The following is a 12,650-nucleotide window of genomic DNA, read 5'->3' as shown; positions in this document are numbered from 1 at the left end:
GCAGAAGAAGAGACAAAAGCTCTGCTGTCAAGCGGGTGAGGAAACCCCACCCGCCTACGCGGTGGGGTAGTTCATAGGCGCTCGCTGTACCCTTGTAGATTCTCCGGCTCAAATTGGCGCAAAATCCGCGTTGCCTCGCGCAGGCGGGTTTCGTTCTCCTCTTCCAAAATGAGCACGTACTTGCCCGCGTTGAGGCGGTTGCGGTAGGCCAGGGCATCGCCGGAGCCGCTGGTCAGGCCCACTCCTCCCCCGACAAAAAAGCTGCCCATGGCCCCACCCAGGGCACCCAATAGGCCGCCAATGAGGTGGTTGCCCAGGGATCCCGCCCAAGCAAAGGTATCCAGGCCGCTGAGGAGGCTGAACCCCACTCCCGCCAAGAAGCCAAAGGGCACCAGCCAAATGGCTAGGCGCTGCATCTGCCGGCGGGCTGCTTGGGCCGGATCGATGAGCCCAAACTCATCTGCCGTTTTGTAGCCTCGCCCCAGGAGGTGCAGCCGCTCCACGGGAAAGCCCGCTTGTTCCAGGGCGCTGTAGGCCGCTTCGGCAGCCATGCGATCCGGCAGTACCGCAATGAGATAACTCATAGGAAGAGCTGCGCTTGTTATCAGCCAACTCCATTGTCTCCTGAGTTTGGGGAGGGATCCCTATGACACCGGCTTGCCCCACCGAGGCCCAATCCATCAGCCTCTACCAGCGCTTCTATGAAGTTGTGCGGCGGATCCCGCCGGGGCGAGTGGCCACCTATGGGCAGGTGGCGCGGCTTGCCGGCTATCCGGGGTATGCTCGCCAGGTGGGCTATGCCCTGTTTCGCCTGCAAGGCCAAAAGACCGACATCCCCTGGCACCGGGTGATCAACGCCCAAGGGCGCATCTCCTACTCCCCCTTTCGCCTTGGCTACGACGACCTGCAAAAAGTCTTGCTCCAAGCCGAAGGGATCCCCTTCGACGCCGAGGGCCGGGTGGACTTGCACCAGTTTGGCTGGGAGCCCAGGCAAGCTTAACCTGAGCTTGACCTAGCCTTAAACAGGCCATAGCGAAACCTCCCGCCCAGCTCTGGTAACGTGAACGCGGATGCGTCTTGTCTCGTGGATGGAGTGAAGGAGTTGTCATGAAACCAGCTTGTCGCCCCCGAGGGTCAGCCCCTGCCAAGGGAGGGTTCCCGGCTTGGCTGAACCCTCTGGCCAAGTCCCTGTGGACTGGGCTGTGCTGTTTGGCACTGGGTCTGGCTAATGCCTGCGGTACCACTGACGACAGCTCAGTTCCTCCAGCCGGCGGAGGAGCGGGGTTTATCGCCTCGGATCCCAATGTCACCCTCTCCAGTCAACCGCCCGCCTTTACGCTGCAGATTTTGCACGCTAGCGACTTGGAAGCTTCCATTGCTGCTGTTCAGGATGCGCCCCGCTTCTCGGCGGTGGTGAATGCACTGCGGCCCCAATTTCCCAACACCGTGATCCTCTCCAGCGGCGACAACTACATTCCCAGCCCTTTCTACAACGCCAGCGCCGATCCCTCGCTGCGGGCTCGCTACGACCGCACGCCTGGCAAGGCTGACATCGAGATCCTCAACGCCATTGGTTTTCAGGCCTCTGCTCTTGGCAACCACGAGTTTGACCAGGGTACCCGGCAACTCCGCGACCTCCTGCGGCCTGACCCTAGCCGCGGCTATGCGGGCGCCCGCTTTCCCTACCTAAGCGCCAACCTTAGCTTTAGCGGCACCGGCGAATTAAGCAGCACTGATCTAGCTCCCGATGGGCAAGAGGCCAGTTCCATTCCGGGCAAGATTGCCAAAACCGCTGTGATTACTGTAGGGGGACAGCGAATTGGCCTAGTGGGAGCCACCACCACGCGCCTAGCTGCCATTTCCAGTCCTGGCCCTGAAGTAAGGGTGGAAGGCAGAGTAGATGACAGTGACCAGGTCAGCGCCGCCTTGATTCAAAATTTCGTTAACCAGCTTACTGCCCAGGGCATTAACAAGATCATCCTCCTGGCCCACCTGCAGCAGCTCCAAAACGAGGTAACCCTGGCCAGCCAACTGCGGGATGTCGATGTCATTATCGCCGGCGGCTCCCACCGTGTTATTGCCAAGCCCACCGACCGCCTGCGCCCTGAAGATGTGCGCACGGGCGACTACCCCATCCTGCGCTCCTCCGCCAGTGGTCAGCCGGTGGCAGTGGTCAACACCGGCGCCAACTACCGCTATGTGGGCCGCTTGGTGGTTGGCTTCGACGCCAACGGGGTGATTGCCCGCATCGATCCGGTAAGCGGCGCCTATGCCACCGATGACCAAGGGGTGGCAGCCGTGCGCGGCACTCCCAACCCTGAGGTGGTGCGGGTGGCCAACGAGATCGGCAACATCATCCGCGCCAAGGATGGCCGTACCTTTGGCTCTACCACCCAATTCCTCAACGGCCTGCGGGCCGAGGTGCGCACCGAGGAAACCAACCTGGGCAACCTCACGGCTGATGCCAACCTGGCCTACGCCAGAACGGTTGACCCCACCACCGTCATCTCCCTGAAAAACGGGGGCGGCATTCGCGCTCCTATTGGGGCTACCACCGGTGGCGGTGGCGGCGAGCCGGTGCGGCGGATCCCTCCGGTGGCCAACCCCGATGCCGGCAAGCAGGCAGGACAAGTTTCGCAACTGGATATCGAAACCGCTCTGGCCTTTAACAATGGCCTGTCGCTGGTAACCGTCACCGCCGAGGAGCTGAAGCAATTGATAGAACACGGGGTGGCGCAAAGCCAGCCAGGGGCCACGCCGGGCCGCTTCCCGCAGATTGGCGGCTTTGCCTTCAGCTTTGATCCCTCGCGGCCACCAGGATCCCGCGTGATCTCTTTGCGGGTGGACACACCCACCGGCCGAGATGTGGTGGTGCGCAACGGCCAGTTGCAAGGGGATCCCCGCCGTACCTTCCGCCTGGTGACGCTGGACTTCTTGGCCAACGGTGGGGATGACTATCCCTTCCCGCGCCTGTCCAACCCCAACCGGGTGAACTTGGCCCCCAGCTCCGGCATCACCTTTGACACTCCCGGCAGTGAACAGGATGCCCTGGCTCGCTATCTGCGGCAGATCGGCGTGTTCACCCAAGCCGACACACCGGCTGCCCAGGACACCCGCATCCAGAACCTCTCGGTACGTCAAGATACAGTACTGCAGGGCTTGTAGGCTGGGCTACTGTTAACCCGTGGATGGAGCCAACTGCCCCTCTCCTCTCTGGGGAGAGGGGATGGTTTTTTGGAAAGCGTCATTCCTCAAATGAGGAGCCATTCAGCATTCTCGAGCCATAGGGTAGAAAGTGTGCCAGCATAGTTCTGCTGGTAGCGCTAGACACCGCCGACGCCCCATGAGCCTACCAAACCCATCTTCTCTGGCCAACCACCCGCCTGCGTCTTGGAGAGCGCAGCCGGATCCCGTCCTCATCCTTGGAGCGGGCCTGATGGGACGCCTGCTGGCCGCCAGCCTTGTCGAGGTCGGGCATTCTGTGCGCATCGTGGAGGCCGCTTCTCCCACCGCTCCTGAGAGCAGTGCTGCCCATTTTGCTGCGGCCATGCTGGCTCCTCTAGCGGAGTCTGCCGTTGCCGAGGCCAGCGTAGTAGCGCAGGGGTACTATGCCCTCTCTCGCTGGCCCACCCTCCTGGCCAGTCTGGCAGAGCCGGTTTTTTTTCAGCAGGAAGGCACCCTGATCCTCTGGCACCGCCAAGATGCCGGGGAAGCCAAGCGCTTCTCAGCCCTACTGGCCGCTGTAGGGGAACGCCTTCCCCACCTCCCCCGGCCTCAGCCGCTGGATGCCCAGGCTCTGGCCGAGCTGGAGCCCTCGCTGGCCGGGCGATTTAGCCAGGGTCTCTATCTTCCCCAGGAGGGTCAGCTGGACAACCGCCAACTGCTGTTGGCTCTGCTGGCTAAACTGCAGCAGCACGGGGTGGAGGTGGAGTGGGGATCCCCCTGGGATCTGGAGCGGGCGCTAGCCTGGCAGCAGCAAACTGGCGGCTGGGTTTTGGACTGCCGCGGCCTAGGGGCTCAGAAAGAATGGGGTGGGCAAAAGCTGCTGCGGGGGGTGCGAGGGGAGGTGGTGCGTTTGTATGCTCCGGAGGTGGTGCTGCGGCGCCCAACGCGGCTGTTACACCCTCGCTACCCCATCTACATCGCTCCCAAGCCAGGGCACCTGTTCGTGGTGGGAGCCACTGAAATTGAATCCGAGGATCGCTCGCCCGTGAGCGTCCGCTCGGCTCTGGAGCTGCTCAGCGCCGCCTACGCCGTCCACCCTGCCTTTGCCGAAGCGCGTATCCTAGAATTGGGTAGCCAATGCCGTCCCACCTTGGCGAACAACTTGCCGGCGGTGGTGGAGCCATCCCCACGCCTGTTGCAGATCAACGGTCTCTACCGCCATGGCTTTCTCATTGCTCCGGCTCTCCACGATGCCGTTTTGGAGTACCTTCACCACGGCAGTTGTCGCCTTGCCCAAGAGTTGGGGATCCCTTTTCAGGTGCAGGCCGCCCCTCTTGCCGGTGAATCCCTGTCGCCATGCGTGTCTTGATCAACCAAAAGCCTTACGATTTGCCGGAGGGCACCACGTTGGCCGAGGCCCTCGCCCAGGTGGAGCTCAGTGGCCCCTTTGCGGTGGCGGTTAATCTAGAATTTGTGCCGCGCGCCCGCTATGGGCAAACCCATCTGCAAGAGGGCGACGAGGTAGAGGTCGTCGTGCCAAGTGCCGGCGGCTAGTGCCCCAGTTGTCTTTCTCCCTATCCTCCCCCAATGTCCACCCTTCTCCAGCTTTCCCCCTCGACTCGGGCCGATGAGGATCCCTTGGTGCTCTACGGCCAAGCGCTGCCCAGCCGCCTGATGCTGGGGACAGCTCGCTACCCTTCGCCCGCCATTTTGGAACAGGCGGTGGCGCGGGCGCAGCCCTGTTTGTTGACCGTTTCCCTGCGGCGCCAGGGGGCGCTGGGGTCGGAAGCTTCCCAAGGGTTTTGGGCCCTGCTCCAAAAGTTAGGGATCCCGCTTCTGCCCAACACCGCTGGCTGCCACAGCCTGCAGGAGGTGATCGCGACGGCGGAGATGGCCCGAGAGGTGTTCGGCACCGACTGGATCAAGCTAGAGCTCATCGGGGATGACTACACCTTGCAACCGGATCCGGTGCAACTGCCCGCTGCTGCCGCCGAGCTGGTGCGGCGGGGGTTTAAGGTCTTGCCGTATAGCACCGACGACCTGGTCCTGTGTCAGCGGCTCTTGGATGCCGGCTGTGAGGTAGTCATGCCCTGGGCGGCTCCCATCGGTACTGGCAAGGGCCCCCTCAACCCCTACAACTTGCGCCTGCTGCGGGAGCGGATTGAGGCGCCCCTAATTGTGGATGCCGGTCTAGGCCTGCCTTCCCACGCCTGCCAGGTGATGGAGTGGGGCTTTGACGGGGTGCTGCTCAATACGGCAGTGGCTCTGGCTCGGGATCCGGTGGCGATGGCCGAGGCCTTTGCAGAAGCAGTGCGCGCAGGCCGCCAAGCCTATTTGGCTGGGGCAATGGTTCCCCAGGAAACACCCCAGCCGAGCACACCGGTTCTCGGCACTCCTTTTTGGCACCAAGGGTGAGCAGCTTAGGCGGCAGGCTTTTGGGCCTGGATCACCTGCAGGGCTCCTCCAGCGTGCAGGGTCTGCCGGACAGGTTGCCAGCCCTGTTGCTGCAGATACTGGGGCAAGTCTAGCTTGAGGAAGCGCCAGGCGGTCTCGGTTTCAAACAGGCCTAGAAAGAGGGCCAAAGCTGGCCAAAGGAGAGGCTGGCAAGGCGTGTGCAAATCGAGAATTAAAAGCCCTCCCCCCGGCTTGAGCACCCGCCACACTTCGCGCAGCACCTGTTCCAGGTCAGGAAAAGGCAGCTCGTGCAGGGCCAAGCTGGTGTGCACCCAATCAAAGCTGTTGGCAGGAAAGGGCAGATCCTGGGCAAAGGCTTCCACAAATTCCACCTTGGGGAGGCGTTGGCGAGCTGCCGCCAGGGCTTTGGGGGAAGCATCCAGGCCGACAACGTTTTGGCTCAGCTCGGCTAGGATTGGAGTCACTTCGGCAGGGCCACAGCAGAGATCCAATACCCGCTCCTGGGGCTGGATGGAGATTCCTTGGAGGGGCAACCGGCGCAGTCGCTCATATCCCCCCACTGCTAGGGCAGCCGCACGGCTGATGCTGCGGTAAAGCCAGGGAAAGCGGTAGCTCCAGTCGCGCAGGAAGGTGGCCATAGGCAGGGATCCCTTGGGGCTTTTCCAGCCTACTTGTGAGACGGCTCCCCTGTCTCCTTGCTATTGTTGGCCCTCACCCCCAACCCCTCTCCCAGAGGTCACCCTCACCCCCAACCCCTCTCCCAGAGGGAGAGGGGAGTTGGCCCGGCTATTTTTGCCTAATGTGGAACTTTTTTCTGCCGGCAATCGTCTAGGCCGACAAGGCATTTTGGGCCTTTTCTCCACCCCCCTGCTGGTATGACTCAGTTTGAGCTGCCTCCTTCCCCTTCCGCAAGGCCTGGCCGGCACAGCGTGATCTGGCTGGTGGCTGCGGCGGGGCTGACAGTCTTGCTCTGGCGGTTTCCCTGGGGCAACTACCTCCTCTACCCCTTTACTTTGTTGGCCACCTGGTTTCACGAGATGGGCCATGGCCTGATGGCGCTGCTGTTGGGGGGGGAGTTTCATCGTCTTGAGGTCTATCCCGACGGCTCGGGGCTGGCCATTCACAGTGGCGAGCTGTTTTTGGGGCGGGTGGGGCGGGCCTTGGTGGCGGCTGCCGGGCCGATGGGGCCGCCCATAGCTGGGGCCCTGTTCATCCTCACCTCCCGCCGCCGCAGCACAGCTCGGCTGGGGCTGGTATTTTTGGGATCCCTGTTGTTGCTCTCGACGCTGCTCTGGGTGCGTTCCCCTTTTGGCCTTTTGTTCCTCCCGGCCATGGGTTTGGGCATCCTGGCAGTAGCTCGCTGGGCTGCCCCTTGGTTACGAAGCTTTGCCCTGCAATTTTTGGGGGTGCAAGCCTGCGTGAGCACCTATCACCAGCTCGACTATCTTTTTATGGACGCTGCTGTCATCGACGGGCGGTTGATCCTCTCCGATTCCAGCCAGATTGCCCAAAACCTGTTTTTGCCCTACTGGTTCTGGGGAGGGGTGATGGCGGTGTTTTCTTTGGTTCTGCTGATCACCAGCTTGCAACTGGCCTTTCGCGACTAGGGGGCAAAGCCGCAATTCTGGAAGTGATTGTTGTCACCTAAAAATCCGTCGCCCATCACTGCCCAGCCGAAAAAACCGCCGCTACAGTAGGGGGCATGAGGAGTGAGGAGTGTGGGAGCGGATTATGTGGCGAGACGTTATTGGACTGGCTCTGGCAGCTACGCTGCTGTTGATCAGCAAAACGGCGGCAGATACCCTCGGCGAGAGCAAAGTACCAACTCTCAGCAAACCTGAGCCAATCCATTTTGTTCCACTGCAGTGAGGTTGTGCGTCGAGGCGTTATCACATTGCCGTTTTGTGCAACACTCATCCTAGAGTCTTTTCGTGAGGCCTGGGATCCCTGATGCGCATAGCCCTGTTTACGGAGACGTTTCTGCCCAAGGTGGACGGCATCGTTACGCGGCTTTGCCATACGGTGCGCCATCTGACGGCCCGCGGCAACTCGGTGCTTATCGTCGCACCGCAAGGGGCTCCCAGGCGGTTTGCCCGGGCACGGGTCTACGGGATCCCAGGCCTGCCCTTGCCCCTGTACCCGGAGTTGAAGCTGGCTGCTCCCGGCCCAGTCGTCGGCAGGGTGCTTAGCCGTTTCCGTCCGGATGTGATCCACGTGGTCAACCCTGCGGTTTTGGGGTTGGGGGGCCTCTACTACAGCCAAGCGATGGGGATCCCGCTGGTGGCCTCCTACCACACCCATCTGCCGAAGTATCTGAAGCACTACGGGCTGGGCTTTCTGGAGGGAGTTTTGTGGAACCTCCTCAAGCTAGGGCACAATTTGGCACGGGTCAACCTCTGCACCTCGACGGCGATGATGCAGGAGCTGAGCGCCCACGGCATCGAGCGGGTTCACCTGTGGCAGCGGGGGGTGGATACGGAGCTGTTTCACCCGCAGGCTGCTAGCCCAGAGATGCGGGCCCGCCTTACGGCAGGGCAGCCGGAGCGGCCGCTGTTGCTCTACGTAGGTCGGCTCTCGGCGGAAAAAGAGGTGGGGCGGATCCGGGTGTTGCTGGAGCAGATCCCGCAGGCGCGCCTGGCTATCGTGGGCGACGGGCCGGAGCGGGGATCCCTGGAGCAACATTTTGCCGGCCACGACGTGGTGTTTACGGGCTACTTGCAGGGGCAGGACCTGGCAGCAGCTTTTGCGTCCGCGGATTTGTTCGTGTTCCCCTCCCGCACCGAGACGCTGGGCTTGGTCTTGTTGGAGGCCATGGCTGCCGGTTGTCCGGTAATCGCCCCCCGCTGTGGCGGCATTACCGATGTGGTGGACAGCGGCCGCAACGGCTTTCTCTTCGATCCCGATTCCGACAGCGACTTTGTCCAGGCCACCCGGCAACTGTTGGAGAGTGCCGGGCAGCGGCAGCTCTTCCGGCAACAGGCCCGCCAAGAGGCCGAGCGCTGGAGTTGGTCGGCGGCCACACAACAGTTGGAGGAGTACTACCGCACCGTCATCGCCGAGTCGGGATCCGGCAAGAGCGCAGGCAGCGCGTGAGAATAAGAACAAAAGTCTTCAGCTAAGGAACAGCTTATCGCCCAGTCGCAGCGGATCCCCGACTATAGCAGAGCCCTGCTGCTGGAGCTGTTGCATCAGGGCATCGAGATCTCCTGGCAAAAGGAGCTGCAGGCAGCCTGTGGAGAGAATAAACTGCGGGTGGCCCACCCGCTCCAGGGATCCCAATCGTACCCTGCTGCAAGTGCATTACTTGGGCCTCCAGATCAGCCAGATCAGCCGTGCAACTCCAGGTCGCGTCTGCGCTGTAGAGCAACTGGGGAGCACGCTTAGGCGGAGAGGGGGCGCTCCCCTTCAATGGCCCGCACCTGCTCGACAAAGAACTCTTCTAGCGACTGCCGTTGCCAATGCAAGTCGGTCACCACTGCCCCCGCCTGGCTTAAAACAGTGAGCAGCTCCGGCAGGGATCCGCCCCATTCCCCCGACCAATGGGATCCCTGGATCGAGAAGTGCTCGAGGCGGTCGCGGAACTGGTCGATGGCGCCGCCGTGCCCTTGCACGCGGTAGCTTTTGCTCTGGCCCAGCAGCTCGTCCAATGTTCCCTGCTGCACCAACTTGCCGCCGACAATAATGCCAATGCGGTTGCAGATTACCTCCACATCCCCCAGGATGTGGCTGTTGAAGAACACAGTCTTGCCCTGTTGCCGGAGAGACAAGATGATCTCGCGCATCTGGTAGCGGCCTATGGGATCCAGCCCCGACATCGGCTCATCCAGAAACACCAGCTCTGGGTCGTTGATGAGGGCCTGGGCTAGGCCAGTGCGCTGCAGCATGCCCTTGGAGTAGGTGCGCATTGGCTTTTTGCGGGCCGTATCTATAGAAAGCCCCACCAGCTCCAGCAGTTGTGGGATCCGCTCCTTGAGGAGGCTATCGGACAAGCGAAAGACCTTGCCCGCAAAATGGAGAAACTCCCAAGCAGTTAGGTAGTCGTAAAAGTAAGGGTTTTCCGGCAGATAGCCCACCTGCTGCTTGATGGAGCGATCCCCCAGGGGTTTGCCCAGCAAAGTGCCCCTGCCGCTGGTAGGCTCCACAATGCCCAGCAGACACTTGATCGTGGTGGTTTTGCCAGCTCCATTAGGCCCCAGTAGCCCAAAGGTTTCGCCACGGGCCACTGTTAGCGAAAAATCCTTGAGAGGGCTGACCACCTTGTTCAGCCAAAAGCCGGTGCGATAGGTTTTGCTCAGACCAGTGACGGCAATGGCCGGCTCAGGCTGCACGGCAGTCGCTTCTAGAGAGGGGGCCAACGTCTCGCTCATAGGAGGAGGCTGGGGTTGAAAAAACTAAGAAGAACTAAGCAGGATGCTAGCCTGCTCTCCAGTTTACGCTCTCCCCCCTTCTTTTGCCTCAGCCACTGGTTGGCAGCAACCTAGAAAGGCGTCTTGACCTTGGGTTGCTTAACCTTCAGCTCGCGAATCCGTTTCAACATCTTTTGGAAATACTCGGCCAGGTAGTCTTCAAGGGAGGTCAGAGAAGCCAGTTCAATGCCCAAGGCTTCGCACACAGGCGTCATGTCGGCATGCATCGGCTCCTTGGCGGCGATCACCTCCACAAACGCCAGCCGGTCGGCAATGTTCCAGCTCCACTGAAAGAACTGGGCCACCTTACGCGCCCCTCGCAGCAGCCCCAAGGGCATGGTGCTGACCTTGGCTTTTTTGCCGGAGAGCTGCTCGCACAGGGCGATGACCTCTTGGGATGTCCAGGCCTTGGGCCCCACCAAAGGGAAGATCTGCCGCTTGGCGGCTTCGACGCTGAGCGCTCGCACGGCAAACCGGGCTGCATCTAGGGTGTCGACGTAGGCCGTGGGGATGCTCTCGCTGGCTACCCAAACAATTTGCTCTTCCAAAATGGGGATGGCGTACTGGCCGATCAATCCCTGCATGAAGCCCGCCGGACGAAAGATGGTGTAGGGCATCTGGGATCCGATCAAGTACTTCTCGATGTGGTGCTTGAAATTCATCAGGGGCACATTGGGGTACTCATGCTGAGCACCCATGATGGAGAAAAAGACGAAGTGGCCCACTTGGGCAGCTCGTGCCGCATTGATCAGAGCAACTTTGCCATCCCAATCCACCTGGCGGGCGCTGAGGGTGTCGGTTACCCGCACCGTGGCACAGTCGATCACCGCCTCGACGCCTTCCATCGCCGCTCGGAGCGTGCTGGGCTGCAGTAGGTTCCCCACCTTGAGGTGGGCGCCCCATTCACTCAAGAAAGCAGCCTTGGCCGGGTTTCGCACCAGACAAGTCACCTGATGCCCTTCTTCGATGGCCCGCCGCACCACCTGACGGCCCAGCGTTCCTGTTGCCCCCACAACCAGCACGTTCATAAAATTATCATTTCTTAACCTTAGGCTTAGTCTATCAGACAAAGGCAGCTTCCAACACAGAAGGATAGCTTGGTAGCCCCGAACTGGAGTGCGGGGCGGAAAAGCCCGTAATTGGCAATAACAGCGCCTTTACGAGTTTGTTTTTGAACTGCGTAAGGATCCCCCGCCTTTAGGCAGTGGGAGTGTCAAAACTCGGCCCAACTCTAAGCCATGAACAAAACAGGGATCCCCGACCCAAGGAGCTTTGCAGGGATCCCCAGCTCAGTCTGCTGCCGAGAGAGTGTTCACCCAGCCAGCTCGTTCATGCGTTGTGCCAAGGTGAAATCCAGTTCCGTAATGCCTCCGGCATCGTGGGTGGTGAGATCCACCCGCACGCGGTTGTAGACATTGGTCCACTCGGGGTGATGCCCCATACTCTCGGCCACCAAAGCCACACTGCTCATCCAGCCGAAAGCTTCCACAAAGGAGCGAAATTGAAACTGGCGATGCAGCTTCCCATCCTGCAAAGACCAGCCGGGCAGCTTCTCTAGCTTGGCCTGGATCTCGGCTTCACTGAGTTTGACAGGTCTGGACATGGGCCTTCCCTCCAGTCGATGCCATCGTTTCCATCACGTTTTCATCAAAAGAGCGGCTGCGGGCAGATCCCAGCTTCTTTACAAAACTTCGTAGTCTTCCAGTTCCTGGGAGGCGGCAGCAGGGCCGAGGGGTTTGTATAGCCAGTAGCCTTGCACAGCAAAGTGGGCCTGCCTATAGAAGTTAAGGGCAGCTTGATTGTGGCGGTAAACCTGCAAGGTGATGGCCGACAACTGCTGCTGGGATCCCCAGCGTTCTACCTGTTGCAGCAAAGCTCTGCCCAGTCCCCGCCGACGATGGGCAGGATCCACCCAGAGCAAAAAGACGTAGGCCACCCGCCGATGAGTGGCTTGGTCAGTAGAAATGCCGGCCCACACGCCGCCCACCGGCTCCCCTGTTGCTTCGTTGAGGATCCACCAGCAGGGAGTACGGGGGGGGTCAAAGAGGCGATCCAGGGTCGCTTCCAGGTGATCCCACTGGCTTTGCTCGGGGAAAGACTCCTGCAAGGTGGCCTGCAATCCCCGCCGCACCCAGGGCCGATCCCAGGCAGAGCCAATGCGCCAACGGTAACCAGCAGGCAGAGGGATCCCTTGGTCAGCCATCCTCAGACATCAGGAGAGCAGAGAAAGCCACCGGCGTCGCTTCCTCTACCGGGGCCGGCTGGGCCATATCTTCCGGCAGAAACGAGCGGATGCTCACCACCACCAGAGTAAATAGGAACACCAGCAGGATGAGAGCAGGAAAGATATATTGCCGCAGGATGTTCACGTTCCTACACAATCCTTTCAGTCTCTAGAGCATAGCGTGCAGAGGTGGATCCCTAGTCGGTCTTCCGGAAATCTCCTCTCCCCATCCTATCCTCATCTCAGCCCCTATCGACTAACCGGGCGGGATCCCGCGCGTCAACAAGGTGAGAGACTGTAGCCTATGATTCCAAAGTAAGCTCCGTCGTGCAATGAACTACCCCACCGCGCAGGCGGGTGGGATTTCCCCATCCGCTTTACGGCGAGATTTTTGTCTCTTCCTCTGCCCCAGTTGCTTCATGGATCCCGTGTACCGGGTC

Annotated in this window: 15 protein-coding genes; 7 read left to right on the top strand and 8 right to left on the bottom strand. The window is 60.9% G+C overall.

Going from position 1 to position 12,650, the window contains the following annotated elements; genetic code table 11:
- Window positions 1-71 precede the first annotated feature (71 nt).
- Window positions 72-584 (bottom strand): hypothetical protein, encoded by a 513-nt coding sequence (locus tag NW845_RS10510; protein WP_414378452.1) that lies wholly within the window; start codon window positions 582-584, stop codon window positions 72-74.
- Window positions 585-646: 62 nt separating this feature from the next.
- Between NW845_RS10510 and NW845_RS10505 the strand changes: the two genes are divergently transcribed.
- The 5 genes from NW845_RS10505 (at window position 647) to NW845_RS10485 (ending at window position 5,580) form a co-directional block, all read left to right on the top strand.
- Window positions 647-1,000, top strand: coding sequence for an MGMT family protein (locus NW845_RS10505; RefSeq protein ID WP_414366004.1), 354 nt, complete (start codon window positions 647-649; stop codon window positions 998-1,000).
- A 209-nt stretch (window positions 1,001-1,209) separates the two neighbouring features.
- Window positions 1,210-3,165: a bifunctional metallophosphatase/5'-nucleotidase gene (locus NW845_RS10500; RefSeq protein WP_414378450.1), complete on the top strand. Its 1,956-nt coding sequence runs from the start codon at window positions 1,210-1,212 to the stop codon at window positions 3,163-3,165.
- A 178-nt stretch (window positions 3,166-3,343) separates the two neighbouring features.
- Window positions 3,344-4,534 (top strand): FAD-dependent oxidoreductase, encoded by a 1,191-nt coding sequence (locus tag NW845_RS10495; RefSeq protein ID WP_414378448.1) that lies wholly within the window; start codon window positions 3,344-3,346, stop codon window positions 4,532-4,534.
- The gene (thiS, locus tag NW845_RS10490; RefSeq protein ID WP_414366001.1) at window positions 4,522-4,719 is read left to right on the top strand and encodes a sulfur carrier protein ThiS; all 198 of its coding nucleotides are present in this window, start codon (window positions 4,522-4,524) and stop codon (window positions 4,717-4,719) included. Before NW845_RS10495 ends, thiS begins: the two co-directional genes overlap by 13 nt.
- 33 nt (window positions 4,720-4,752) lie before the next feature.
- On the top strand, window positions 4,753-5,580 hold the full coding sequence (locus NW845_RS10485; RefSeq protein WP_414378446.1) for a thiazole synthase: 828 nt from the start codon (window positions 4,753-4,755) through the stop codon (window positions 5,578-5,580).
- Between the two features lie 5 nt (window positions 5,581-5,585).
- Here the strand turns inward: NW845_RS10485 and NW845_RS10480 are convergent, their stop codons facing one another.
- A complete protein-coding gene (locus NW845_RS10480) occupies window positions 5,586-6,218 on the bottom strand; it encodes a class I SAM-dependent methyltransferase (RefSeq protein WP_414378445.1) in 633 nt (210 codons plus the stop codon).
- 237 nt (window positions 6,219-6,455) lie between these two features.
- Here NW845_RS10480 and NW845_RS10475 point away from each other — a divergent pair, with 237 nt between their 5' ends.
- Window positions 6,456-7,187, top strand: coding sequence for a M50 family metallopeptidase (locus tag NW845_RS10475; protein ID WP_414378443.1), 732 nt, complete (start codon window positions 6,456-6,458; stop codon window positions 7,185-7,187).
- A gap of 343 nt (window positions 7,188-7,530) precedes the next feature.
- Entirely contained in the window at window positions 7,531-8,673 is a 1,143-nt protein-coding gene (locus NW845_RS10470; RefSeq protein WP_414372713.1) for a glycosyltransferase family 4 protein, read from the top strand.
- A gap of 18 nt (window positions 8,674-8,691) precedes the next feature.
- On the opposite strand, the gene NW845_RS10465 is transcribed toward NW845_RS10470, so the two are convergent.
- The 6 genes from NW845_RS10465 to NW845_RS10440 all read right to left on the bottom strand — a co-directional run bounded on the left by NW845_RS10465 (window position 8,692) and on the right by NW845_RS10440 (window position 12,355).
- Window positions 8,692-8,859, bottom strand: coding sequence for a hypothetical protein (locus NW845_RS10465; protein ID WP_414365995.1), 168 nt, complete (start codon window positions 8,857-8,859; stop codon window positions 8,692-8,694).
- Between the two features lie 101 nt (window positions 8,860-8,960).
- A complete protein-coding gene (locus NW845_RS10460) occupies window positions 8,961-9,947 on the bottom strand; it encodes an ABC transporter ATP-binding protein (RefSeq protein ID WP_414378441.1) in 987 nt (328 codons plus the stop codon).
- A gap of 110 nt (window positions 9,948-10,057) precedes the next feature.
- Complete coding sequence (locus tag NW845_RS10455) at window positions 10,058-11,014, bottom strand: NAD(P)H-binding protein (protein WP_414365993.1); 957 nt, start codon at window positions 11,012-11,014, stop codon at window positions 10,058-10,060.
- A 284-nt stretch (window positions 11,015-11,298) separates the two neighbouring features.
- Window positions 11,299-11,589, bottom strand: coding sequence for a 4a-hydroxytetrahydrobiopterin dehydratase (locus tag NW845_RS10450; protein WP_414365992.1), 291 nt, complete (start codon window positions 11,587-11,589; stop codon window positions 11,299-11,301).
- A 78-nt stretch (window positions 11,590-11,667) separates the two neighbouring features.
- A complete protein-coding gene (locus tag NW845_RS10445) occupies window positions 11,668-12,189 on the bottom strand; it encodes a GNAT family N-acetyltransferase (protein ID WP_414365991.1) in 522 nt (173 codons plus the stop codon).
- The gene (locus NW845_RS10440) at window positions 12,182-12,355 is read right to left on the bottom strand and encodes a hypothetical protein (RefSeq protein WP_414365990.1); all 174 of its coding nucleotides are present in this window, start codon (window positions 12,353-12,355) and stop codon (window positions 12,182-12,184) included. The genes NW845_RS10445 and NW845_RS10440 overlap by 8 nt, the downstream gene beginning before the upstream one ends.
- Between the last annotated feature and the right edge of the window lie 295 nt (window positions 12,356-12,650).

Origin of the sequence: Synechococcus sp. H60.2 (assembly GCF_047462315.1) — a bacterium.
Lineage (GTDB): Bacteria > Cyanobacteriota > Cyanobacteriia > Thermostichales > Thermostichaceae > Thermostichus.
This window is presented reverse-complemented; position numbering and strand designations above follow the sequence as displayed.